This window comes from Microbacterium sp. CFSPD4_SD4 (assembly GCF_057364585.1).
This window is the reverse complement of record NZ_JBNFOC010000012.1, coordinates 12,389-36,294: the sequence shown is the minus strand read 5'-3', so window position 1 is coordinate 36,294 and position 23,906 is coordinate 12,389. Positions and strand designations below refer to the sequence as shown.

Genomic DNA, 23,906 nt, shown 5'->3' with positions numbered 1-23,906 from the left:
GCGGTCGCACCGCCGAATCCCCTCGGCAGGGAATCTCCCCAAGGAGAGCTGTACATGGCTGAGGTCCCCCCTCGCATCCTCGTCGTCGACGACGACCACGACGTCGCCCTGCTCGTGAAGACCGTCCTGGAAAGGCGTGCGGGCTGCGTCGTCGATCTCGCGGACGACGGCCGGTCGGCGCTCGAGAAAGCTGCGGCGGTGAAACCCGACGTCGTCGTCACCGACATCGAGATGCCGGGACTCAGCGGCCTGGAGCTCCTCGCGGAGCTGCGCCGCCTCATGCCCACCGTGCCGGTCATCGTCATGACGGCGCACGTCTCGGTCGAGTACGCCGTCTCCGCGCTCCGGGCGCAGGCCGACGAGTTCCTCACCAAGCCGCTCGACAACGCCCGGCTCGTGGAGTCGGTCACCCGGCTCGTCGAGGAGTCCCGGCGCCGGACAGCGGAGGCGAAGACCGGTGAGGTCGTCCTCGCGATCGGAGCGCACCCGGACGACGTCGAGATCGGTGTCGGCGGCATCCTCGCAGCCCATGCGGCCGCCGGCGATCGCATCACCATCCTCACGCTCTCCCGCGGTGCGCGCGGCGGTGATGCGGACAGCCGCCAGCACGAGTCCCTCGCCGCCGCCGAGCAGGTGGGCGCCCGGCTGTTCGTGAAAGACCTGGTCGACACCGAGATCTCCGGTGGCGGGTCGACCGTCCGCCTCATCGAGGAGGTCGTGCAGGAGATCCAGCCGACCATCGTCTACACGCACTCGCACCATGACCGCCACCAGGATCACCGCGCGGTGAACGAGGCGACGATCGTCGCGACGCGCCGCGTCGGCACGGTCGCGTGCTACCAGAGCCCTTCCGCGACCATCGACTACCGGCCCACGCGCTTCGTCCGCATCGACCGCTTCCTCGACGACAAGCTGCGGCTGCTGGAGTGCTTCCAGTCCCAGGCCGCCGCGAACCGGGAGTACCTCGCGCCGGAGTTCGTCACGGCCACCGCCCGCTACTGGTCGCGGTTCGGCGGCGGCGTGGCCGTCGAGCCGCTGGAGGTCGTGCGCGAGACCGCCGAGTTCATCGGCGCCCATGAACTGACCCGACGGGAGAGCTGATGACGAAGCGCGTACTGGTCACCGGAGCCGGGGGCCCCGCCGGAGTCGCGGTGATCCGCTCCCTGCTGCGCCGGTCCGATCTGACGGTCTTCGCGGCCGACATGGACGGCTGGGCGAGCGGCATCTACCTCGTCCCGCCGGCGCAGCGTCGTCTGGTTCCCCCGGGGCGGGACGCGGACTTCGTGCCGGCGATCGCGCGGATGGTCGCCGAGGACGGTCTCGACCTCGTGGTCTCCACCGTCGACGTGGAGCTGATCGCGCTCGCGGACCGCCGGGACGAGCTGGCCCCCGCGGTCCTCGCCGCGCCGCCCGCCGACACGCTGCACACCGCCCTCGACAAGCTCGCCCTCGCGGCGCGCTGCGCGCCGACCGGTCGTGTGCCGCGCACCGTGCTCGCCGGCCCGGATGCCGCGGAGGTCGCGTGGGAGTTCCCCGTGTTCGCCAAGCCCCGGCAGGGGGCGGGCAGCCGCGGCGTGCGCCTCGTCCCCGACGCGGAGGCGCTCGCCGCCCTCCCCACGGATGAGGGGCTGATCGTGCAGGACTTCCTCCCCGGCGAGGAGTACTCGGTCGATGTGATCGCCGACGCCTCCGGTGGCGTGGTCGCGGCGGTGCCGCGCACCCGTGCCCGGGTGGACTCCGGGGTCGCGATCGCCGGCCGCACCCTCCGCGACCCCGAGCTCGAGGAGACCGCCGCCGCCATCGCGCGGGCGATCGGCCTCGTCGGCGTCGCCAACGTGCAGCTCCGCCGCGACCGGGACGGGCGGGCCGTGCTGCTCGAGGTCAACCCGCGCTTCCCCGGGGCGCTCCCGCTGACGATCGCCGCCGGGGTCGACATCCCGTCGCTCGTCGCCGATCTCTTCCTCGGCCGGGAGATCCCGGTGCAGGTGCCCTTCCGTGAGGTCGCCTCCGTGCGCTTCCTGGAGGACGTGATCGTCGAGGTCGACGACGTGCTCGTGTCGGCGCACGCCGGTCACCAGGAGGAGCTGTGAGTCATCCCGCCCTGCGCGGAGACCACCACGTCCACTCCACGTTCTCCGACGACGCGGTCTCCACCCTGGAGGAGAACGTCGCCGCGGCTGCGGCCGTCGGTCTCGACACCGTCCGTCTCGTCGACCACGTGCGGCAGGGCACGACCTGGGTGCCGGAGTACCTCGCCGCCGTCCGCGGCCTGTCCGTCCCGGACGGGCTGACCGTGCTCACCGGAGTGGAGGCGAAGATCCTCGACGCCTCGGGCGCGCTCGACATCCCGGCGCTTCCGGCGGGCATCGACCGGATCCTCATCGCCGATCATCAGTTCCCCGGCGTGGACGGGCCGCTCGGACCCACCGCGGTCCGCGAGCGCATCGCCGCGGGCTGGGCGCCGGCCGACGTCCTCGACCAGTTCGTGGACGCCGTCATCGCCACCATGCGCCGCCATCCGGGCAACCAGCTCGCGCACTGCTTCTCGATCCTGCCGAAGATCGGCCTCGCGGAGGAGGAGCTCGGGGGCGAGCGCCTCGACGCGTGGGCGCGAGCCGCCGCCGAGACGGACACGCTCGTCGAGGTCAACGAGAAATGGGTGTGCCCCGGGGCGGAGGCGCTGAACGCCCTGGAGCGCGCGGGCGCCGGCATCGTGGCCTCCACCGACAGCCACGTGGCCGCAGACGTCGGCCGGTATTCCCGCATCGTCCCGCTGCTCACCGGGACGGAAGGACGCTGATGCCCGAACTGACCTGGATCGAGACGGTCGTCGTCGTCATCCTCCTCCTCTGCGTGCTGATCGGCACGCTGCCGGTCGTCAACACCGGTCTGCAGTTCCTCATGCTGCCGCTGCACGCCTTCCGCAATCACTACGGCAAGGCCGCCCCGTACCACCCGAACGTGGCCGTGGTCATCCCGGCATGGAACGAGGGCCTCGTCATCGGCCCCGCGATCGAGCGGCTGCTCCAGCTCGAGTACCCCGCCGAGCGCCTCCGTGTCTTCGTCGTCGACGACGCCTCCACGGACGACACCCCGGCCATCGTGCAGCAGAAGGCGGCGACCTATCCGGGGCGGGTCGTCCACCTGCGACGCGAGAAGGGTGGCGAAGGCAAGGCGCACACGCTGAACCACGGCCTCGACGTCGTGCTCGCCGACCCGTGGACCGAGGCGGTGCTCATCATGGACGCCGACGTGATCTTCGCGCGCAACTCCCTGCGCAAGCTCACCCGGCACCTCGCGGACGAGGAGGTCGGGGCCGTCACGGCCTACATCGCGGAGGGCAGCAGGGACCGCAACTACCTCACCCGGTTCATCGCGATCGAGTACGTCATCGGCCAGCTCTCGGCACGGCGCACGCAGAACGTCGGGGGAGCGATCGCCTGCCTCGCCGGGGGCGCCCAGCTGCATTCCCGCGCGAACCTCGAGGCGATCGGCGGACGCATCCCGACGGGCACGCTCGCCGAGGACACCATGACGACCTTCGAGAGTCAGCTCCACGGCCGCCGGATGGTGTTCGAACCGCACGCCGTGGTGCTCGCCGAGGAGCCGCGGACGATCGACAGTCTCTGGAAGCAGCGGCTGCGCTGGGCGCGCGGCAACGTGCAGCTCACCTCGATCTACAAGAAGCTCTGGTTCCGTCCGAGTCGCGACCACAACCTGGGCAGCATCCCCTTCGGGCTGGCCTGGTTCACGATCCTGCTGATGCCGGCGCTCCTGCTCCTCGCCGCCACCGCGATGATCGTCCTCCTGCTCCTGCACAGCGACGTCGCGGAGTTCGTGTTCCGGTTCATGTGGATCGCCGCGGCGGCCATCTACATCTTCTCGATGCTCTACTCCGTCCAGCTCGATCCGCGCATCGGGCGGCAGTCCTGGCGCGAGGCGATCATGTTCCCAGGGCTCGGGGCGCTGATCCTCATGGCCCTGGCGCTGTTCCCCTGGGCCCTGGACGGTCTGATCGGCGCGGCGGGGCAGGAGTCGACGGAGCAGACGCGGGTGCTGTGGCTGATGGCGTTCGCCCTCTGGGGGCCGGTGTCGATGCTCGGCATCTGGCTCGCGCGGGCGGTCGAGCCGCTTCCGGCCGGACGCTTCTTCGCGGGCCTGCTGCTCTACGTCTGCGGGTACGGATCGCTGCTGTGCGCGATCACCGCCGACTCGTACCTCAAGGAGTGGCGTCGCGCGGACGCCTCCTGGATCAAGACCGAGAAGATCGGACGGGTCGACTCATGACCGACGCACCATCGCACGACGCCGAGGTGGAGGAGATCGCGGCCGACGCCCGGAAGGAGCGCCGCCTCATCCCACAGGCGCTCATCTCCCTCGCCGTCGTGGTCGTGATCGTCGTCGTCCGAGAGCTGCTCCTGCGATGACCGGACGGCCGCTCGCCCTGGTCGTCGAGGACGCTCCGGATCAGGCGACCCTCCTGGGGCGGTACCTCGACCGGGAGGGCTTCGACGTGTTCGTCGCGCCCGATGCGGAGTCTGCCATCGCCGCCTTCCCGGACATCGACCCCCAGGTCGCCGTCCTGGACCTGCTGCTGCCCGGCATCTCCGGGCAGGCCTGCTGCCGCCTGATCCACGAACGCTATCCGGAGTGCTTCCTCATCGTCAGCTCGGTGCTGGATGTCGCGGAGTACCCGCCGGCGGACGCGGCCCTGCCGAAGCCGATCACCGGGGCCGACCTCCATCGCGCCGTGGAACGGGTTCCGCGATGAGGGCGACACCGCTGGAGCGCGCCGAGAACCGCTGGTACCGGGTCGTCGACAACCCGAACCCGATCATCAAGCAGGTCCCGACGCTCGTCGCCGCGGTGATCGCGGGCGTGATGACCTGGGCCATCCCCAGCCTGCCGTTCACCGATCTCACCCTCGCCCTCGCCGGCCTCGCGATCGTCCTCGTCGCGACGCTCCACGCCGGAGTGCTCAGCGCGTTGCACATCCGGGAGGGCTGGATCGTGCTCCTGGTCCCGATGGTCGACATCCTGGGACTGGGGCTCTTCCGCGCGGGGACGGGAGGGGCGGCCTCGCTCTTCAGCGCGCTCGTGCTGCTCCCCGTGATCTGGATCGCGGCGGCGCCCGGCATCCGCTGGGTCTTCGTCGTCGGCGCGTTCACGTCGCTCGCGCTCCTGATCCCCTACGTCATCGAACCGCCGACGAACGCGGTCGTGTGGCTCCGCGGCGTCGTCGGTCCTCTCGTCTTCGCGGCCGTCGCGGCCGTGGTGAACGAGCTCTCCCGGCAACAGCGCCTGCGGGTGCAGCAGGCGGAGGAGCTGGTCACTGAGCGGACCAAGGCGCTGTCCGAGAACGTCTCGATGATCGTGCAGCTGCGACAGAAGGAGCACGAGTACCGCGTGCTGCTCGACTCGTTCGAGGGCCTGTGGGCGTCGATCACCGCGCAGGCCGTGATCGGCACCGATCGCGACGGCCGCGTCACGGCCTGGAACCCCGGGGCCGTCCGCCTGCTCGGGCTCTCTCACGACGAGGCTCTCGACGACGTACGTGTCGATCGCTTCTTCTCGTCGTCGGCGTTGACCATGCTGGCCGAGGACACCGCCGCACGCGAGGGGGTCGCGCGCGCACCGCGCGTGCCCGGTGCGCCCGACGAGCGCGCGGACGTGCCGGAGGGCCTCTGCGAGCTCTTCGCCCAGGCGGACGCGGGGAACACGGTCGACGGCGACATCGAGGTCAAGACCGCGGGCGGCACGACGGTACCCGCCCGGGTGACCGTGACGCCGCACAAGGATCCGTCCGGCGCGCAGCAGGGCTACCTGTTCGTGCTCACCGATGAGACGAGAGCCGTCGAGGTCGCGCGCATGAAGGACGAGTTCGTGGGGATGATCTCCCATGAGCTGCGGACGCCGCTGAGCGCGATCATCGGCTTCCTCGACCTGCTGCAGAACGATCCGGGTCAGCCGCTGACGGAGGACCAGCAGGAGTTCGTCGGCATCATCGAGCGCAACGCGAAACGCCTGCTGAACCTCGTCGGCGACCTGCTCTTCACGGCGCAGGTGGAGTCGGGGCGCTTCCCCTTGGAACGGGACGAGGCGGACGTCGCGGCGCTCGTGCGTACGGCCGTGGCCTCGGCGGGACCGCACGCGCAGCGCGAGGGGATCGAGCTGGACCTGCAGGTCGGGGACGAGCCGATCCCGCTGCTCGTCGATCCCGGACGCCTCGGGCAGGCGGTGGACAACCTCCTCTCGAACGCCATCAAGTTCACCCGCGCGGGGTCGGGTGACGGCCGCCGTGCGTCGCCTCGACGGCGGGGTGCAGGTGGCCATCGCCGACACCGGGGTCGGGATCCCACAGGACGAGCAGCGCATGCTCTTCACCCGGTTCTTCCGGGCCTCGACGGCCACCCGCAATGCCGTGCCGGGGGTGGGGCTGGGGCTCACTATCACGCGGGCGATCGTGCTGGCCCACGGCGGGTCCATGGACGTGACCAGCGAGGAGGGGGTGGGTACCGAGTTCCGGTTCTTCCTCCCGGCGGCTCCCAAGACCGAGGTGCTGCAGACCCTCAGCCGCGCGGACTGACCACGCGAGGACGGGCAGTGGTATCGTGGGTTGATGGATACCACCTTCGTCGCTCCGATGGGAGACCGCGGCCGTCTGGTGATTCCGGCTGAGCTGCGCGCGCGGCAGCACTGGGATCAGGGCGTTCCCCTCCTGATGATCGAAGCGGAGGGTGGCGTCGTCCTCCTCACTCGCGAACAGGCGAAGGCGCTCATCCGCAGTCAGCTCGAGGGGCAGAGCGTCCTGGAGGCTCTGCTCGCCGAGCGCCGCGCGGCCGCTGCGCAGGACGACGCGGCGTGACGGTCCTCGACGCGTCGGCTGTGCTGGCATTCCTTCAGGACGAGCCCGGTGCCGCCCGCGTGGAGCAGGCTCTCGATGGCGGCGTCATCGGTGCGGCGAACTGGTCGGAGGTGGCCCAGAAGGTGCGCGCCGCCGGGGCCGACTGGGGCATCGCCTCCGGACTCCTCCTCAGCTATCGTCTGACGATCGAGCCCGTCTCGCATCGCGACGCGGAAAGGGCGGCAGCGCTCTGGGCCCGGGGCACCGGGCTCTCTCTCGGAGACCGGTTGTGCCTGGCGCTCGCCGAACGGATGGACGCGGCGGTGCTGACCGCGGACCGGGCATGGGGCGACGGCGGGCGCATCGAGCAGCTACGACCGTAGCTCGTCCCGGTCGTCGCGGAGCCCCGCGGACTGATAGCCTGGTCGGCTCGCTGTCCGCGGGCGGAAGGACGGCCACGCCTGTGGGGTACATCGACGCATCCGGAGTCTCGCTGACGCTTCCCGATGGCAGACCGCTTCTCGACGAGGTGTCGTTCCGTGTCGGGGCGGGCTCGACGAGCGCTCTCATCGGGCCGAACGGGGCGGGGAAGACGACGCTGCTGCGGATCATCCGCGGCGAGCAGCCGGCCGACGACGGGGTCGTGACCATCGACGGCGGACTCGGCGTCATGGACCAGTTCGTCGGACACGGCGAGCCGGGCCAGACCGTGCACGAGCTGCTCGTGCGGGTGGCTCCCACCCGCCTCCGTGCCGCCGCGGAGGCGCTGGAGGCCGCGGAGAACGCCCTCATCGACCGCGACGAGCACGACACCCAGATGGCCTACGCCTCCGCGATCGCCGAGTACGCGGACGCCGGCGGCTACGAGCACGAGACCGTGTGGGACCAGTGCACCGTGGCGGCGCTCGGCGTGCCGTTCGAGCGGGCGCGCTACCGCGAGCTCACCTCCCTCTCCGGCGGCGAGCAGAAGCGGCTCGCCCTGGAAGCGCTGCTGCGCGGCCCGGACGAGGTGCTCCTGCTCGACGAGCCGGACAACTACCTCGACGTGCCGACCAAGCGGTGGCTCGAGGAGCGGCTGCGCGCCACCGACAAGACCGTGCTGCTGGTCTCGCACGACCGCGAGCTCCTCGCCAGGGCCGCCGATCGGCTGATCACGCTGGAGCCCGGCGCGGCGGGGTCGACCGCCTGGGTGCACGGCGGGAGCTTCGCCACCTATCACCAGGCGCGCACCGACCGGATGGATCGGCTCGATGAGCTGCGCCGGCGGTGGGACGAGCAGCACGAGAAGCTCCGCGTCCTCGTCGCGAACCTCAAGGTCAAGGCGGCCGCGAACGACGGCTTCGCGTCCCGCTACCAGGCGGCGCAGACGCGGCTGCGGAAGTTCGAGGAGGCGGGCCCGCCCGAGGAGCGGCCCCCGGCGCAGGAGTTCGACATGCGCCTCCGCGGCGCCAGGACCGGCAAGCGGGCCGTCGTCGCGGAGCGGCTGGAGCTGACCGGCCTCATGCGTCCGTTCGACACCGAGATCTGGTACGGCGACCGCGTCGGCGTGCTCGGCTCCAACGGCTCGGGCAAGTCGCACTTCCTGCGGCTGCTGGCCCGCGGTGGCACCGACCCGGACCCGTCCCTCGGGCACGTGACCGCGGCCGCGGAGGAGCTCCGTCCCGTCGCGCACACGGGGCGTGCGGTGCTGGGCGCCCGCGTGGTGCCGGGGCTCTTCGCGCAGACCCACGCGCACCCGGAGTTCGTCGGTCGCACCCTGCTCGAGATCCTGCACCGGGGAGACGACCTCCGTGACGGGATGCCCCGCGACGCGGCGAGTTCGGCTCTGGACAGATACGGCCTCGTCCGCCAGGCCCAGCAGCCGTTCGAATCGCTCTCCGGCGGACAGCAGGCGCGGTTCCAGGTGCTCCTGCTCGAGCTCTCCGGCGCGACCCTGCTCCTCCTCGACGAGCCCACCGACAACCTCGACCTGGAGTCGGCCGAGGCGCTGGAGGAGGCGCTCGGACGCTTCGAGGGCACCGTGGTGGCGGTCACGCACGACCGGTGGTTCGCGCGCTCCTTCGACCGGTTCCTCGTGTTCGGCACGGACGGCGAGGTCTACGAGTCCGACGAGCCGGTGTGGGACGAGCGGCGGGTGGCGCGTGCGCGCTGACCGCCGCGGAGGCCGCCGGGTGCCGGGTAGGCTGGACGGGTGACCATGGAGATCGAGCTCGGCCGAGGAAAGCGCGCGCGTCGCGCGTACACGTTCGACGACATCGCGGTGGTGCCCTCGCGGCGCACGCGCAACCCGGAGGACGTGTCCACCGCGTGGACGATCGACGCCTTCGGCTTCGAGATCCCGGTGCTCGGTGCGCCGATGGACTCGGTCGTCAGCCCGCGCACCGCGATCATGCTCGGGCAGCTCGGCGGTCTGGGAGTGCTCGACCTGGAGGGGCTCTGGACCCGCTACGAGGACCCAGAGCCGCTGCTCGCCGAGATCGCGGGCCTCGCGGAGGACCGGGCGACCGTGCGCATGCAGGAGCTCTACTCCGAGCCCATCAAGCCCGAGCTCATCACCCGCCGCCTCGCCGAGATCCGGGAGGCGGGCGTCACCGTCGCCGGCTCCCTCACTCCGCAGCGCACGCAGGAGTTCTACGACACCGTCGCCGCGGCCGGGGTCGACCTGTTCGTCATCCGCGGCACGACCGTCTCCGCGGAGCACGTGTCGAGCGTGGCGGAGCCGCTGAACCTCAAGAAGTTCATCTACGACCTCGACGTTCCGGTGATCGTGGGCGGAGCGGCGACCTACACCGCGGCGCTCCACCTCATGCGCACCGGCGCGGCCGGCGTGCTCGTGGGCTTCGGCGGCGGTGCGGCGTCCACCACCCGTGCCACCCTCGGCATCCACGCCCCCATGGCGACCGCGGTGTCGGACGTGGCGGCCGCGCGTCGGGACTACCTCGACGAGTCCGGCGGGCGCTACGTGCACGTGATCGCCGACGGCGGCGTCGGCACCTCGGGCGACATCGTGAAGGCGCTCGCCATGGGCGCCGACGCGGTCATGCTCGGTGTCGCCCTGGCCCGTGCCACGGACGCCCCCGGCCAGGGGTTCCACTGGGGTCCCGAGGCACACCACCCCAAGCTCCCGCGCGGACGACGCGTCGAGGTGGGCGGCATCGGCACGCTGGAGGAGATCCTCTACGGCCCCGCTCCGGTCGCCGACGGCACCGCGAACCTCATCGGCGCGCTGCGCAAGTCGATGGCCACCACCGGATACTCCGACCTCAAGGAGTTCCAGCGGGTGGAGGTCGTGCTGGCTCCGTACGAGGCCTGAGGTCTCCGCATCACCGTGACCGCACCTGCTCCCTTCCCGCCGACCCTCCGTGAGGTCATGCTGCGGGGACGCTGGGTCGCGATGCTGCTGCTGTGCCTGGTCGTCGCCGGCGTGTTCGCCTGGCTCGGCCAGTGGCAGCTGGAGCGGGCGATCGAGACCGATCCTCCGGCGCCGGGGGCGACCGAGCAGGTCCGACCGCTCGACGAGGTCGTGGAGCCGGGGGAGTACCTGCCCGAGCCCCTCGTCGGACAGCGCGTGGAGACCGAGGGTGTCTGGATCCCCGGAGACTTCCTCGTCGTGGGCAGCCGCTTCAACGACGGCGCCGAGGGGTACTGGGTCACCGGTCAGCTCCGCGTCGACGAGCGCGTCTCGCTGGCGGTGGCGATCGGCTGGGCGCCGGATCGCGAGGCCGCCGATGCCGCGGTGGAGCGCCTCGAAGCCGAGGCGGACGGCGGCGTGGTCCCCGTCGCGGGGCGCATCATCTCGGATGAGGGGCCGGCGGTGCCTCCGCGCTCGGATCCGGAGCAGATGGACCGGATGTCGCCGGCCGCTCTCCTGAGCCGCTGGCACGACACCGAGCAGCTCGACGTCTACCGTCCCTACCTGGCCGCCACGACCGCGACCGCGGGACTCGTGGACATCGCCTCCCCGGCGCCCGACGAGCAGTCGCCGGTCAACTGGCTCAACGTGTTCTACGCCGCCGAGTGGGTCATCTTCGCCGGCTTCGCGTTCTACCTCTGGTACCGCCTGGCGAAGGACGCCTGGGAGCGCGAGGTGGAGGAGTTCGACGAGGCGCAGGGCTCCGCGGCTCCCTGACACCCGCTGCGCATCCGCGCGTCGGATGCTGCGCTTCTGCGCGTCGGGTCGGCCCGGTGTGAACCTTCGTCAGGGGGTGTCGCGGCCATTCGGTGAGCGCTCGGTGACCAATGGGAAAACTCCGTTGAGGATGTCTGAACCGCTCCGTATGCTCGCTCCATGTGCGCACGCTGGGAGTTCCCGATGTGTGCGATGACAGCGTCCTGAGCAGCGCCGGAACACGATCGAGGAGACAGCACCGATGATGTCCGCTCCTGAGCACGGGGAGACCCTGACCCCCGTCTCGCACCGCAGAATCCGAGGGCGCGTGGGCGCTCTCGCCGCGACGTGCGTCGCCGCCCTGAGCCTCGGCTCGCTGGTGGCCGCGCCCGCGTCGGCGAACACCGACGGCACCGGGGTGGTGATCAACGAGGCGTATCTGTCCGGCGGCAGCGCCGGGGCGGCGTTCACGAACAAGTTCGTGGAGCTGTACAACCCGACGACGGCGCCCGTCACCCTGGACGGCCTGTCCCTGCAGTACCGCTCCGCGACCGGGACCGGCGCCTTCAACGGCGTCGCACCGCTGAAGGGGACGATCCCCGCGGGCGGCTACTTCCTCGTGCAGGGGAACAGCAACGGCACCAACGGCGCCGCCCTCCCGACCCCCGACGCCACGACGACGCTGAGCCCGAGCGGCACCAACGGCACGCTGGCCCTCGTCGAGGGCACCGCGGCGGTCACCCTGACTCCCGGCTCGACGGTCGGCGTCGACGGCGTGATCGACCTCCTCGGCTACGGCACCTCGAACACCTTCGAGACGGCGGCCGCCGCCGCCCCCACGAGCAACACCGACGTCCGGTCGCTGAACCGCACGGACGGCGCGGACGCGGACGACAACAAGACGGACTTCGCGCTGTCGGCGACCATCACCCCGCAGAACTCCGGCGGCACCGATCCCGGCACCGACCCGGGCGAGGAGCCGGGGACGGAGCCCACGACCGCCACGATCGCCGAGGTCCAGGGCACCGGCGACGTCTCGCCGCTGGCCGGACAGCGCGTCCGCGTCGAGGGCGTCGTCACCGCCGATCACCGGACGGGCGGCTACAAGGGCATCGTGATCCAGACGCAGGGTTCGGGCGGCGAGACCGACGCGACTCCCGGCGCCTCGGATGGCGTCTTCGTCTTCCTGAACGCGCTCGCCCCCACGCTCGAGATCGGCGACCTCGTCTCGGTGACCGGCACCGTGAGCGAGTACTACGGCCAGACCCAGATCGCTCCCGCCGCGGTGGCCGACGTCTCCGTCGTCACCGCCGGTGTGGGCGTGCCGGCCCTCACGCCGCTCCCGGACACCGTGCGCGGTGCCGACCGCGAGCAGTACGAGAACATGTACGTCGCCCCGACCGGCACCTACCGGCTCGCGTCGAGCCACCAGCTGTACAACTACGGGGCGCTGTGGCTGAACGCCGGCGACGACCTCAACGTCAAGAGCACCGAGACCACGCGTCCCGGGGCCGACGCGGCCGCCATCGCGGCCGAGAACCGCGCCAACCGCATCCTGCTCGACGACGCCTGGTCCATCCAGGTGACCAACAACGGCCACCCGGGCCAGCAGCCGTACTTCACGGAGGACACGGTGGTCCGCAACGGCGACACCGTCGACTTCGGGTCCAACGGCTACGTGCTCCAGTGGGGCTTCGACGACTGGCGCCTGCAGCCGGTCGTCCCGATCGACGACGCCTCCCCGGCGGAGCGCAAGGTCACCTTCGAGCCGACGAACCCGCGCCCCGAGAAGGCCCCCGAGGTGGGCGGCGACGCGCAGGTGGCGTCGTTCAACGTCTACAACTACTTCACGACGCTGAAGAGCGAGAACGCGGACGCCCGCGGTGCGGCGAACGCCGCCCAGTTCGCGATCCAGAAGTCCAAGATCGTCTCGGCCATCAATGGCCTCGACGCGGAGATCGTGGCGCTGATGGAGATCGAGAACTCGGTCAAGCTCGGCAAACCCGTCGACACCGCCCTGAAGGACCTCGTCGCCGGCCTCAACGCCGACGCGGGCGCGGACGTCTGGGACTACGTGCGCACGCCGAAGGCGCTGCAGGACCCGGCGACGACGGACTACATCACCAACGCGATCATCTTCAAGAAGGACGCCGTCAGCACCGTGGGCGATAGCGCCACCGTCACCGACGAGTCGGTGTGGGGCAACGCCCGCGAGCCGATCGCGCAGGCGTTCGACATCGACGGCCGCGTCGTCACCGTCGTCGCCAACCACCTGAAGTCGAAGTCCCCGCCGCAGGGTGCCGGCGCGGAGCCGGCCGACGGCCAGGGGTTCTTCAACGCCGACCGGGTGAAGCAGGCGCAGGCCATCCTCGCCTTCACGGATGAGCTGGCCGAGAGCAGCGGCAGCAGCGACATGCTGCTGATCGGCGACTTCAACGCCTATGGGCAGGAAGACCCGATCGACGTGTTCACCTCGCAGGGGTGGAGCGACGTGGCCGCCGACAAGGCCGCAGGGCAGTACACGTACACGTTCGACGGGGAGCTCGGCTCGCTCGACCACGTGATCGCCTCGCCGTCGCTCGTCTCCTCGATCACGGGCGCCGGTGTGTGGGGCATCAACTCGCCGGAGTGGAGCGACCGCGGCTACGCGTTCGGCGCCACCGACGAGGGCACCCCGTACCGGTCCAGCGACCACGACCCGATCCTCGTCGGCGTCTCCTCGGAGATCCCGCCAGTGAACATCGACGTCGTGACGGTGAACGACTTCCACGGCCGTATCGAGGCCGACGGGGCTGCGGCCGGCGCCGCCGTGCTCGCGGGGGCGGTGCAGCAGTTCCGTGCAGCGAACCCGAACACGATCTTCGCCGGAGCCGGCGACCTCATCGGTGCGTCGACGTTCACCTCCTTCATCAACGACGACAACCCGACGATCGACGCGCTCAACGCCGCCGGCCTGGACGTGAGCGCCGCGGGCAACCACGAGTTCGATCAGGGCTGGGAAGACCTGCGCGACCGGGTGCAGGAGCGCGCGGACTGGGAGTACATCTCCTCGAACGTGTTCCTCACGGAGACCGGTGAGCCCGCGCTCGCCCCGGCGTGGGTCAAGGAGCTCGACGGCGTGCGCGTCGGCTTCGTGGGCGCCGTCACGGAGGATCTCGACTCGCTCGTCTCGCCCGAGGGCATCGCGGATCTCGAGGTGCGCAGCATCGCCGACTCGGTGAACGCCGTGGCCGACGACCTGCGTGACGGGGATCCGGCCAACGGCGAAGCGGACGTCGTGATCCTGCTCGTGCACGAGGGTGCGGAGAGCACCGCGCTGTCCGCGATCACCGAGGACTCGCCGCTGGGCGAGATCGTCTACGGAGTCGACGACGACGTGGACGCGATCGTCTCGGCGCACACGCACCTCGCCTACAACCACGTCATCGACGGCCGACCGGTCGTCTCGGCGGGGCAGTACGGCGAGAACCTCGGCCTCATGAACATCCAGGTCGACCCGAAGACGAAGGAGCTGCTCTCGATCACCAACGAGATCAAGCCCCTCACGTCCGCGGGCAAGCCGCTGTACCCGGCGGTGCCGGAGGTGCAGGCCATCGTCGACAAGGCGAAGGCGGAGGCCGACGTGCTGGGAGCGGTGAAGGTGGGCGACATCACCGCCGACTTCAACCGCGCGCGGCAGACCAACGGCTCGGAGAACCGCGGTGGCGAGTCCACCATCGGCAACTTCGTCGCCGACGTGCAGAAGTGGTCCACGGGTGCGGACATCGCTCTCATGAACCCCGGTGGCATCCGTGCCAACCTCACCTACGCGTCGAGCAACCCCGAGGACCCCGACGGCAACGTCACCTATCGGGAGGCAGCGACCGTCCAGCCGTTCGCCAACACGCTCGTGACGCTGACCCTCACCGGCACGCAGCTGAAGGGTGTGCTGGAGGAGCAGTGGCAGCCGGCCGGATCGGCCCGACCGTTCCTCAAGCTCGGCGTCTCCGAGGGTCTGGTCTACACGTACGACCCGACGGCGGCCGCGGGTTCGCGGATCACCTCGATCAAGCTGAACGGCACCGCGATCGACCCGAACGGGGAGTACACGGTGGCGGCGAACTCCTTCCTCGCGGCGGGCGGCGACAACTTCGCCACCTTCAAGGAGGGGGCGGGCAAGCGGGACACCGGCAAGATCGACCTCCAGTCGATGGTCGACTGGTTCGACGCGAACAAGACGGCCTCGCCGGACCTCGCCCAGCGTGCGGTCGGTGTGACCGTCAGTCCGGCGGACGCCGACGGCTACCGCGCCGGCGACCAGGTGACGGTCTCGCTCTCCTCACTGGCGTTCAGCGGTGGCGAGGCGGCGCCGGGAGCGGTCACGCTGTCGCTCGGCGACACCCAGCTCGCGGCCGGCACGGTCGACCCGACCATCGTGGACACCACCGACGAGGGCGGCCGCGCCACCCTCACCTTCACGGTGCCGTCCGGGGTGTTCGGTGAGCAGCAGCTCACGGTCGAGGTCCCGGCGACGGGCACGACGGTGCAGGTGCCGTTCACGATCGCCGGCGAGGAGGAGTTCGCGGGGACCATCGCGCTCGGCTCCTCGAAGGTGGCCGCGGGCAAGAAGCTCGACGTCACCGGCGAGGGCTACCAGCCCGGCGAGACCGTCACGGTGGAGCTCCGGCCGAAGAAGGGCCAGGGCGTCCAGGTGGGCACGGTGCAGGTCCGGGAGGACGGCACGTTCAGCACCTCGGTGACGGTGCCGAAGAACGCCCAGCCCGGCAAGTACACCGTCGCGGTGGCGCAGGCCGACGGGGACGAGGCCACGGCCACCGTCACCGTCAACCGCGCCGGCGGCATCGGCGGGATCATCAAGGACATCGTCGACTGGCTGTGGGACCTCCTGACCGGATGGTTCTGATGCCGATCGGCGGATGACGAGGCGGAGGCCGTCGGGGCGACCCGGCGGCCTCCGTCGTTCCCGCTTGTGTGCTCCGCGGCATGCTTGAGAGGTGTGTTTAAACACACACCGTGAAGTGTTACTTTTATGACACAGATGGGCTAGTGTGTTTAAACACACACGTGGAGGTGTCATGGAGAGTCAGCCATTCCACTCGCCGCGACAGCTTGGCGCCGTCCTGAGGGCCGCGCGTTTGCGCCGAGGGTGGAGTCAGACCGAACTCGCCGAGCGGGCGGCTGTCGACAGGCTGTGGTTGGTGAAGCTGGAGACCGGGCATCTCGACAACCCGACGCTTCGCCGTGTTCTGCAGGTTGTCGAGTCTCTCGGGCTGCAGTTGAGTGTTCAGGAGTCTGTGCGAGGCGACTCCGCGTTCGACTTGAGTACGTTACGGAACCAGAAGGACGACGGGCGATGAAAGCTACTTCTGCCCAGGTCGATCTCGTCGCTTTCGTCGACGGTCAGCGCACGGGCGTGTTCTCTCAGAACGCGCAGGGCGCGATCAGCTTCACGTACGACGATGGACTGTCGCCCGTGGCGACGCCCCTCTCGATCTCGATGCCCCTCGTACCCGGTGCGGTGTACGGTAACCGAGTAGCGAGGCCCTTCCTGCAAGGGTTGTTGAGTGACAACCCTGCGACGCTGGAAGCCATCGCTGCTGCGCATCATACGAGTCCCCGCAACCCGATGGCGCTCCTCCGACACGTCGGACGCGATACAGCCGGTGCGCTCCAGCTGCTGGCTCCGGGCGAAGCATCCGACGATGCTCAAGTGCGTACGGGCGACGTGCATTTCGTCGAAGACCTCGGCGAACTCGTCGCGTCCGTCGTCGATTCCGCGGGGGACTGGTCCGAGAGGTACGACGAGTTTCGTTGGAGCCTCGCCGGAGCCCAGCCCAAGCTTGCGCTGTACCGCTCAGACGAAGGCCAATGGGGCTTTCCGCGTGATTCGACGCCGACCACGCACATTCTCAAACCTGCAGCGCGTGGTGGCCGTCACGACGTCAACGAGTTCTTGACCATGCGGGCAGGGCGTCATCTGGGGCTTCAGGTCGCTGACCACGGGCTCCTGGTCACGGACCGCGGTGACTTCGTCTTCGTGGCGGAGCGCTATGACCGTTTCCGGACCGGCGACCGGCTCCACCGGCTCCATCAGGAAGATTTCGCGCAGGCACTCAGCGTCGATCCCGCACTCAAGTACCAATCCGACGGCGGTCCCGGGCTGGAGAAGTTCGCCCGCGTGTTGCGGGCGTTCGCGCCGTCAGAGCAGCGCCGCGCGGCGAACGAGCTGTTCGAAGCGCTCGTGTTCACGTGCGCTGCGGCGAATACCGATGCGCACGCCAAGAACTACTCGGTCATCCACTTCGGGACGCAGATGCGGCTGGCGCCCCTTTATGACCTCGGAAGCAACGCGCTCTACAGGGGAGATCAACCGATGCCCTCCGCGGTGTCCATCGGTGGCGAGCGGGTGATGGCACGTATCGGGATGACGCACTGGTTGAAAGCGGCCAAAACGCTCGGAGTCGATGCGCGGACGGCCCGGGAGGCCGTCGAACGCATCCGAGGTGGGGTCGCCGACGCCTTCGTGGCCGCGCGTGCCGACCTCCTGGCCGACGACGACGGCCTCACCTACGCGGATCGACTCGTCGACGCTGTCGGGGAACGCGCTCACCATCATGGGTGGTGAATTCGTCCGGTCAGGCGGTGACCGCCGGTGAGGGGCGGATTCGGGAGGATTGCGCGCCGACTAGACTGGGGGCATGCCCGAACCGAAAGTCGCCAGCTTTCCGGCGATCCGCGGTGCGCTGAAGTTCTACCAGATCGCGTCGATCATCACGGGAGTCATGCTGCTCCTGCTGCTCGCCGAGATGGTGCTGAAGTACACGCCGATCCACCTCGAGCTCTTCGCCGGAGGATCGGGCGGCCCGCTCTGGTTCGCTGGCGTCATCGCGGGGCCGGACTGCCAGTGGTGGTCGCTGTTCGCGCCGTGGACGAACTCGTGCGAGATGACCTCCCTCGGGGACGGCTTCAACATCTCGCTGTTCATCCTCGTCGCCCACGGCTGGTTCTATGTCGTCTACCTCTTCGCGTGCTTCCGCATGTGGAGCCTGATGCGCTGGCCGTTCCGCCGGTTCATCCTCCTCGCCCTCGGCGGCGTCATCCCGCTGCTGTCGTTCTTCATGGAGGCGATCGTCGCCCGTGAAGTCAAGACCTATCTCGCCACCCGGGAGGCCGCCGAGGCCTCCGCGATCGCCCCGGAAGGTGTCCGTTGACCGAACAGTCCGAGACCCAGCAGCGCCCCGCGCTCGTCGTCGACTTCGGCGCCCAGTACGCGCAGCTCATCGCCCGCCGCGTCCGCGAGGCCGGCGTCTACAGCGAGATCGTGCCGCACACCGCCACGGCCGAGGAGATCGCCGCCAAGAACCCCGTCGCGATCATCCTCTCCGGCGGACCTTCGTCGGTGTACGAGGAGGGCGCGCCGAAGCTCGACCCGTCGGTCTTCGACCTCGGCGTCCCCACGCTCGGCATCTGCTACGGCTTCCAGTACATGGCCCAGACCCTCGGCGGCGAGGTCGCGCACACCGGCCTCCGCGAGTACGGCGCCACGGATGCCGTCATCTCCGGTGACGGCGGCACGCTGCTCAGCGGGCAGCCGACCGAGCAGAACGTGTGGATGAGCCATGGCGACCAGGTCGCGAAGGCACCGGAGGGCTTCGAGGTGCTCGCGACGACGGAGGCCACGAAGGTCGCCGCCTTCGCGAACGAGGAGCGCGGCTTCTACGGCGTGCAGTGGCACCCGGAGGTCAAGCACTCCGACCACGGTCAGCGCGTGCTCGAGAACTTCCTCCACAAGGGTGCGGGCCTCGCGTCCGACTGGAACCCCGACAACGTGATCGCCGAGCAGATCGAGCGCATCCGTGAGCAGGTCGGCGACGCCCGGGTCATCTCCGCGCTGTCCGGCGGCGTGGACTCCGCCGTCTCGACCGCTCTCGTGCACAAGGCCATCGGCGACCAGCTCACGGCCGTCTTCGTCGACCACGGTCTCCTCCGCAAGGGGGAGCGCGAGCAGGTCGAGAAGGACTACGTCGAGTCCACCGGTGTGCGGCTCATCACGGTCGACGCCGCGGAGACCTTCCTCGGTCACCTCCAGGGCGTGACCGACCCCGAGGAGAAGCGCAAGATCATCGGCCGCGAGTTCATCCGCGCGTTCGAGAAGGTGCAGCTCGACCTCGTGGAGGAGGCGAAGGCCGACGGCGGCGCGCCGGTGAAGTTCCTCGTGCAGGGCACGCTCTACCCGGACGTGGTGGAGTCGGGCGGCGGTGCGGGCACCGCCAACATCAAGTCGCACCACAACGTGGGCGGTCTTCCGGACGACCTCGACTTCGAGCTCATCGAGCCGCTGCGGGCCCTGTTCAAGGACGAGGTCCGCGCGATCGGCCGCGAGCTCGGCATCCCCGAGGCGATCGTCGGGCGTCAGCCGTTTCCGGGGCCCGGTCTCGGCATCCGGATCATCGGTGAGGTCACCGCTGACCGTCTCGAGATCCTGCGTGAGGCCGACGCCATCGCCCGCGAGGAGCTGACCAAGGCCGGCCTCGACCAGGAGATCTGGCAGTGCCCGGTCGTGCTCCTCGCCGACGTGCGCTCGGTGGGCGTGCAGGGCGACGGCCGCACCTACGGCCACCCGATCGTGCTGCGTCCGGTCTCCAGCGAGGACGCGATGACCGCCGACTGGACCCGTCTGCCGTACGACGTGCTCTCGAAGATCTCGAACCGGATCACCAACGGCGTCCGCGACGTCAACCGGGTGGTGCTGGACGTCACGTCGAAGCCGCCGGGGACGATCGAGTGGGAGTAGGGGGCGCGATGCCCCCGGTCTCGGCACCGGTCCTCCCGGACGCCGAGTACCTGGTGCTGTCCAGCCGTCTGATCCCCGGGCTGGACGGCGGGTACACGATCGCGACACTCGCGCGAGCCCGGCTGCTCGCCGGAGCGGGCGCCGGCGAGGGCCGGGGTCCGCAGCTGCTGACCTTCGATCCGGGAACGCGCGCGGATCACGCCGAGCATCGCCGCGTGTTCGCCGACCGCGGCGCGCTTGCGGACCCGGATCGTCTGCGGAACCTCTTCGACGAGGCCGTCGCCCCGGAGGGCGGAGCCGCCGCCTGGCTGCGGGACGCGGCTGATGACGCGGTGACGGCCGACCCCGATGTGGAGTACCGGGTGCTCGCGGACCCGGAGGGTCGTCCCTTCGTGGCCCTCCCGGTGATCCCCGGCGACCCGGACTGGCACCTCACGGACGAGCCCGTCCTCGTCCACGACGAGAGCGGTGCGGTCGTCGGGGCGCTGCACGGCTTCCGCGGGCTCTACGGTGCCTGGCTCGACCACGTCACGGCGGCGCTGGGCGACCGGCCGATCGTCGTGATCTGCGAATCGCGTCAGCTCGGCGAACTGGTCGCCGACTGGGGCGACCCGCGCGTGCGCATCCTGCACCCCATCCACACCATGCACGTCGAGGCTCCCTACACGCCGGACGCACCCATGAACACGCTCTGGACGCGGTGGTTCCGCCTGGCCGACCGCTTCGACGCGGTGATCTGGCCGACGGCCACGCAGCGCGACGACGTGGTGGCGCGATTCGGCTCCTCCGCGAACCACGTCGTGGTGCCGAACCCCATCGAGCCCGTGGAACGTCGGGAGAGTCTGCGCGAGGACGGCCTCGTCGTCGTGCTGGGCCGACTCGCGGCGGGCAAGCGCGTCGACCACGCGATCCGCGCCTTCCTGGCGGCGGACGTGCCGGGCACCCGGATGGAGATCTGGGGCACGGGTGCGGAGGAGCAGCGGCTGGCGGCGCTGATCGCCGAGCTCGACGGCGCCGACCGCGTGCGGCTCTGCGGGTACACCGCCGATCCGGCGACCGTGCTCGATCGTGCGTCCGTCCTGGTGACCTCGACCGCGTTCGAGGGACAGCCGCTCGGCGTGGTCGAGGCGCTGCTGCACGGCACCCCTGTGGTGTCGTACGACGTGCGGTACGGCATCCGCGATGTGCTCGGCGCCGGCGGAGGTGTGCTCGTGCCCGCCGGTGACGTCACGGCGCTGGGGGAGGCGCTGCGGGACCTCCTGACCGATCCGGACCGGCTCGCGGCGCTCCGCGCGGAGGCGCCGCTCGTCGCGGCGGCGTGGAGCCCTGCACGCTCCGTGGAGGCGCTGACCGCGACGATCGCCGCGGCCGTCCGCGCTCCCTCGCGGCGCTGACCGTCCGCGACCCGGTCGACCGCCGGAGAGTCGCGGACGACGCCCCGGCGGTCGACGGTCCTATCGCGTGCGCCGCCGGAAGGCGGTCACTCCGACCGTGACGGCGCCGGCGGTCAGCAGCAGTCCGCCCAGGAGCAGCGCCATCATCGGGACATCGCCGCCGGTCGCGGCGAGGTCGCCGCGGTCGCCGCGCGACGCGCCGCCGACGGGAGAGGCGGCGGCGTCATCGTCACCCCCGGAGTCCGGGTCCTCCGGCGTGCCGGGATCGGTGGGATCCGTCGGAGTTCCCGGATCGGTGGGATCCACCGGCTCGTCCACCGCGACAGCCACCGGCGCGCTCTCGACGGCGGCCGCGTCCAGCGCGGTCACCACCCAGGTCTCCGTCGCGGCGCGCGCGGCGGCCGGGGCCTCGTCAGCGGGGAGGGGGAAGCGGAACGACGCCGCACCGCCTGCCCAGACCGTGTCGACCAGCGCGCCCGGGGTGGTGACGATCTGCGCCGGATCGCCGGTACCGCGATAGATCGCATACTGGCGGGCCTCCCGCGCGTCGCCGGCCTGCCAGCGGAGCTCGCCGTCGACGACCTCGGGGGCCACCGGGGCGGCCACCTGTCCGTCCGAGAGCCAGGGCTTGGCCGGAACGAGCGTGGGGTGGGCGAAGGCCTCGCCCTCGAGGAGCTCGATCGCGGTGTTCTTCGCCTCGTGCTTGGGCTGCTGATCCGCGGGCAGAGCGGCCAGGTCGCTCGGCTTCATGTCGTTGTAGCTGAACAGGACGCTGCCCTCGATGCCGTCGAGCTTCTGGTTGTACCGGATCTGATTCGGCACCTCTTCCGGATTCATCCAGGCCTGCTCCCAGCCGCCGTTGTTGACGTGCTTGTAGAGCGCATGCCCCACGTAGACCTGGGTGCGGCTGCCGGCGGCCACGTCGCTCCACCACTGCGCCAGCTCCCCGTACGGGGCGGCCGCCTGATCGAAGCTCCAGTAGATCTGCGGCACGATGTAGTCGATCAGCTCGTCCTGCACCCACCCGCGGGTGTCGGCGAAGACCGCCTGACTGTACGTCTGCGACGAGCTCGTCGGCGTGTGGGATCCGGCCGGGTCGAGCGCCTCGTGCTCCCAGATCCCGAACGGGCTGATACCGAGCTGCACGGCGGTGCCGCGGGCCGCGTTGCCGGCGTCGATCGCGTCGCCGACGAGGGTGATCAGACCCGTGATGTTGTCGCGCCGCCACGCCTCGATGCCGGCGACGGTGTCGGGATAGCCCGCCGTGAGGCCGAACTCCTCGAACGTCGCCCGGTCCTCGCCCTGCGCGCCGAAGAACACGTTCTGACCGTCGACGGTGATCCGGTACGGGTAGAAGTAGTCGTCGAAGTGGATGGCGTCGACGTCGTAGTTCTCCGTGATCTCGGCGACGGTGGCCGCGACGTACGCGGGGACCTCGGGCTGGCCGGGGTCGAGGAACAGCTTCTCCTCGAAAGACAGGACCCAGTCGGGGTGCTGCACGGCGAAGTTGTCGTCGGCGAGGATGCCGGCGTCGTTCAGTGCCGCGATGTACTGCGGGATGGAGAGTGCCTTCACCTGGTCCGCGGTGAGGCCGAGGGCGGTGAGGATCCCCGGCGAGGTCATCTTCGCGTTGGTCACGCGATAGGGGTTCAGCCACGCGTGGAACTCCATGCCGCGGGCATGGGTGGCCTCGACCATGCGCTGCAGCGGGTCATAGCCGGGATCGGCGCCCTGGGCGCCGGTGAGGAACTCGGACCACGGGTTGAGCGCCGACGGGTAGTAGGCGTCCAGCAGCGGACGCACCTGGAAGATCACGGCGTTCATGTTCCAGGAGGCGAAGTCGTCGAGCACCGTCGCGTAGCGGGCGTCGAAGTCCGCCGCGTCGGCGGGTTTGCCGAAGTTCAGGTTGCCGATCGTCCCGACCCAGGCGCTGGAGAAGCGGCGGTTCTCCGGCGTCAGCGTCGTGGGGATGGCGACCTGCTCGCCGGATCCCGGATAGGTGTGCACGGGCTCCGTGCCGTAGCCGTAGGTGCCGGAGGCGTCCTTGACGTACCGGGTCAGCGGCTCCTCGTCGGGGGCCGCTCCGGCGGTCGTGGGGAGCGCCAGCAGGAGCAGGGCGGCCGCGGCGGTGGCGGCGATGCGTCTCTTCATCGAGTCCTCGTTCGATCTGGAAAAGAATTTCCACTGAAAGGGGTTGAACTGAAACTCTATGCCGATGTGGCTCTCGGCAGAAGACCGGGAGGAATTTTCGCCCCGATGTCGATCTCCGCCGTTCCCGTTCGACGTCTGTGATGAGAGGGTCGAGGAACGGCCCTTCGGAACAAGGAGAACATCATGAAGTTCATGCTCATCATGCGCGCGACCGACGACGCGGTGGCGGCCTATCAGGAGATGCCCTTCGAGCAGGTCATCGAGGCCATGGGCCGCTACAACGAGTCGATGATGAAGGCGGGCGTCCTCGTCGCCGGGGAAGGCCTGACCGACGCGGCGGAGGGCTTCGTCGTCGACTTCAGCGCCGAGAAGCCGCTCATCACGGACGGCCCCTACGGGGAGACGAAGGAGCTCTTCAACGGCTTCTGGATCATCGAGGTCTCCTCGCGTGAGGAGGCCGCGGAATGGGCGAGCCGGGCGCCGCTCGGACCGGGATCGTTCCTCGAGGTGCGCCGGGTGACCGGCCCGGAGGACTTCCCGGCCGACAACGAGTGGATCGAGAAGGAGGCGGGCTGGCGCGAGGAGCAGGCCCGCCGCGCCGAGCAGGCGTGACCC

The 23,906-nt window shown here is 70.3% G+C and carries 20 protein-coding genes and 1 pseudogene; 20 read left to right on the top strand and 1 reads right to left on the bottom strand.

Going from position 1 to position 23,906, the window contains the following annotated elements; all coding sequences use genetic code 11:
- Positions 1 to 54 precede the first annotated feature (54 nt).
- From AC2W7E_RS14465 to AC2W7E_RS14375, 19 genes and pseudogenes are all read left to right on the top strand, one after another.
- Positions 55 to 1,101 (top strand): response regulator, encoded by a 1,047-nt coding sequence (locus tag AC2W7E_RS14465; RefSeq protein ID WP_025103737.1) that lies wholly within the window; start codon positions 55 to 57, stop codon positions 1,099 to 1,101.
- On the top strand, positions 1,101 to 2,090 hold the full coding sequence (locus AC2W7E_RS14460; RefSeq protein WP_085606880.1) for an ATP-grasp domain-containing protein: 990 nt from the start codon (positions 1,101 to 1,103) through the stop codon (positions 2,088 to 2,090). Before AC2W7E_RS14465 ends, AC2W7E_RS14460 begins: the two co-directional genes overlap by 1 nt.
- Complete coding sequence (locus AC2W7E_RS14455; protein WP_025103739.1) at positions 2,087 to 2,800, top strand: PHP domain-containing protein; 714 nt, start codon at positions 2,087 to 2,089, stop codon at positions 2,798 to 2,800. The genes AC2W7E_RS14460 and AC2W7E_RS14455 overlap by 4 nt, the downstream gene beginning before the upstream one ends.
- A complete protein-coding gene (locus AC2W7E_RS14450) occupies positions 2,800 to 4,287 on the top strand; it encodes a glycosyltransferase family 2 protein (RefSeq protein ID WP_025103740.1) in 1,488 nt (495 codons plus the stop codon). Before AC2W7E_RS14455 ends, AC2W7E_RS14450 begins: the two co-directional genes overlap by 1 nt.
- Positions 4,284 to 4,427, top strand: a complete 144-nt coding sequence (locus AC2W7E_RS14445) for a hypothetical protein (protein ID WP_157524008.1) — start codon at positions 4,284 to 4,286, stop codon at positions 4,425 to 4,427. Before AC2W7E_RS14450 ends, AC2W7E_RS14445 begins: the two co-directional genes overlap by 4 nt.
- Positions 4,424 to 4,771 (top strand): response regulator, encoded by a 348-nt coding sequence (locus tag AC2W7E_RS14440; RefSeq protein ID WP_025103741.1) that lies wholly within the window; start codon positions 4,424 to 4,426, stop codon positions 4,769 to 4,771. The genes AC2W7E_RS14445 and AC2W7E_RS14440 overlap by 4 nt, the downstream gene beginning before the upstream one ends.
- Positions 4,768 to 6,015, top strand: a pseudogene (locus AC2W7E_RS14435) (histidine kinase dimerization/phospho-acceptor domain-containing protein); the annotation flags it as partial. The gene AC2W7E_RS14440 and the pseudogene AC2W7E_RS14435, both read left to right, overlap by 4 nt.
- A 271-nt stretch (positions 6,016 to 6,286) precedes the next feature.
- Positions 6,287 to 6,586, top strand: a complete 300-nt coding sequence (locus tag AC2W7E_RS14430; RefSeq protein WP_485989392.1) for a sensor histidine kinase — start codon at positions 6,287 to 6,289, stop codon at positions 6,584 to 6,586.
- Between the two features lie 33 nt (positions 6,587 to 6,619).
- On the top strand, positions 6,620 to 6,865 hold the full coding sequence (locus AC2W7E_RS14425; protein WP_025103743.1) for an AbrB/MazE/SpoVT family DNA-binding domain-containing protein: 246 nt from the start codon (positions 6,620 to 6,622) through the stop codon (positions 6,863 to 6,865).
- Positions 6,862 to 7,227 (top strand): type II toxin-antitoxin system VapC family toxin, encoded by a 366-nt coding sequence (locus AC2W7E_RS14420; RefSeq protein WP_025103744.1) that lies wholly within the window; start codon positions 6,862 to 6,864, stop codon positions 7,225 to 7,227. Before AC2W7E_RS14425 ends, AC2W7E_RS14420 begins: the two co-directional genes overlap by 4 nt.
- An 80-nt stretch (positions 7,228 to 7,307) precedes the next feature.
- Complete coding sequence (locus tag AC2W7E_RS14415) at positions 7,308 to 8,996, top strand: ABC-F family ATP-binding cassette domain-containing protein (protein ID WP_485989375.1); 1,689 nt, start codon at positions 7,308 to 7,310, stop codon at positions 8,994 to 8,996.
- A gap of 45 nt (positions 8,997 to 9,041) precedes the next feature.
- On the top strand, positions 9,042 to 10,157 hold the full coding sequence (locus AC2W7E_RS14410; RefSeq protein WP_025103746.1) for a GuaB3 family IMP dehydrogenase-related protein: 1,116 nt from the start codon (positions 9,042 to 9,044) through the stop codon (positions 10,155 to 10,157).
- Between the two features lie 57 nt (positions 10,158 to 10,214).
- A complete protein-coding gene (locus tag AC2W7E_RS14405; protein WP_315108779.1) occupies positions 10,215 to 10,973 on the top strand; it encodes an SURF1 family protein in 759 nt (252 codons plus the stop codon).
- A 241-nt stretch (positions 10,974 to 11,214) separates the two neighbouring features.
- The gene (locus tag AC2W7E_RS14400) at positions 11,215 to 15,855 is read left to right on the top strand and encodes an ExeM/NucH family extracellular endonuclease (RefSeq protein ID WP_485989374.1); all 4,641 of its coding nucleotides are present in this window, start codon (positions 11,215 to 11,217) and stop codon (positions 15,853 to 15,855) included.
- Between the two features lie 172 nt (positions 15,856 to 16,027).
- Positions 16,028 to 16,309: a helix-turn-helix domain-containing protein gene (locus AC2W7E_RS14395; protein WP_485989373.1), complete on the top strand. Its 282-nt coding sequence runs from the start codon at positions 16,028 to 16,030 to the stop codon at positions 16,307 to 16,309.
- A complete protein-coding gene (locus AC2W7E_RS14390; protein ID WP_485989372.1) occupies positions 16,306 to 17,577 on the top strand; it encodes a HipA domain-containing protein in 1,272 nt (423 codons plus the stop codon). The genes AC2W7E_RS14395 and AC2W7E_RS14390 overlap by 4 nt, the downstream gene beginning before the upstream one ends.
- A 73-nt stretch (positions 17,578 to 17,650) precedes the next feature.
- Positions 17,651 to 18,163, top strand: coding sequence for a DUF3817 domain-containing protein (locus tag AC2W7E_RS14385; RefSeq protein ID WP_062635876.1), 513 nt, complete (start codon positions 17,651 to 17,653; stop codon positions 18,161 to 18,163).
- Positions 18,160 to 19,746: a glutamine-hydrolyzing GMP synthase gene (gene guaA / locus AC2W7E_RS14380; protein WP_062635878.1), complete on the top strand. Its 1,587-nt coding sequence runs from the start codon at positions 18,160 to 18,162 to the stop codon at positions 19,744 to 19,746. Before AC2W7E_RS14385 ends, guaA begins: the two co-directional genes overlap by 4 nt.
- A gap of 8 nt (positions 19,747 to 19,754) precedes the next feature.
- Positions 19,755 to 21,140, top strand: coding sequence for a glycosyltransferase (locus AC2W7E_RS14375; RefSeq protein ID WP_338565557.1), 1,386 nt, complete (start codon positions 19,755 to 19,757; stop codon positions 21,138 to 21,140).
- A 60-nt stretch (positions 21,141 to 21,200) separates the two neighbouring features.
- Here the strand turns inward: AC2W7E_RS14375 and AC2W7E_RS14370 are convergent, their stop codons facing one another.
- Complete coding sequence (locus tag AC2W7E_RS14370; protein ID WP_085606870.1) at positions 21,201 to 23,291, bottom strand: glycoside hydrolase family 10-like protein; 2,091 nt, start codon at positions 23,289 to 23,291, stop codon at positions 21,201 to 21,203.
- Between the two features lie 183 nt (positions 23,292 to 23,474).
- Between AC2W7E_RS14370 and AC2W7E_RS14365 the strand changes: the two genes are divergently transcribed.
- Entirely contained in the window at positions 23,475 to 23,903 is a 429-nt protein-coding gene (locus AC2W7E_RS14365; protein ID WP_025103753.1) for a YciI family protein, read from the top strand.
- The last annotated feature ends 3 nt before the right edge of the window (positions 23,904 to 23,906 follow it).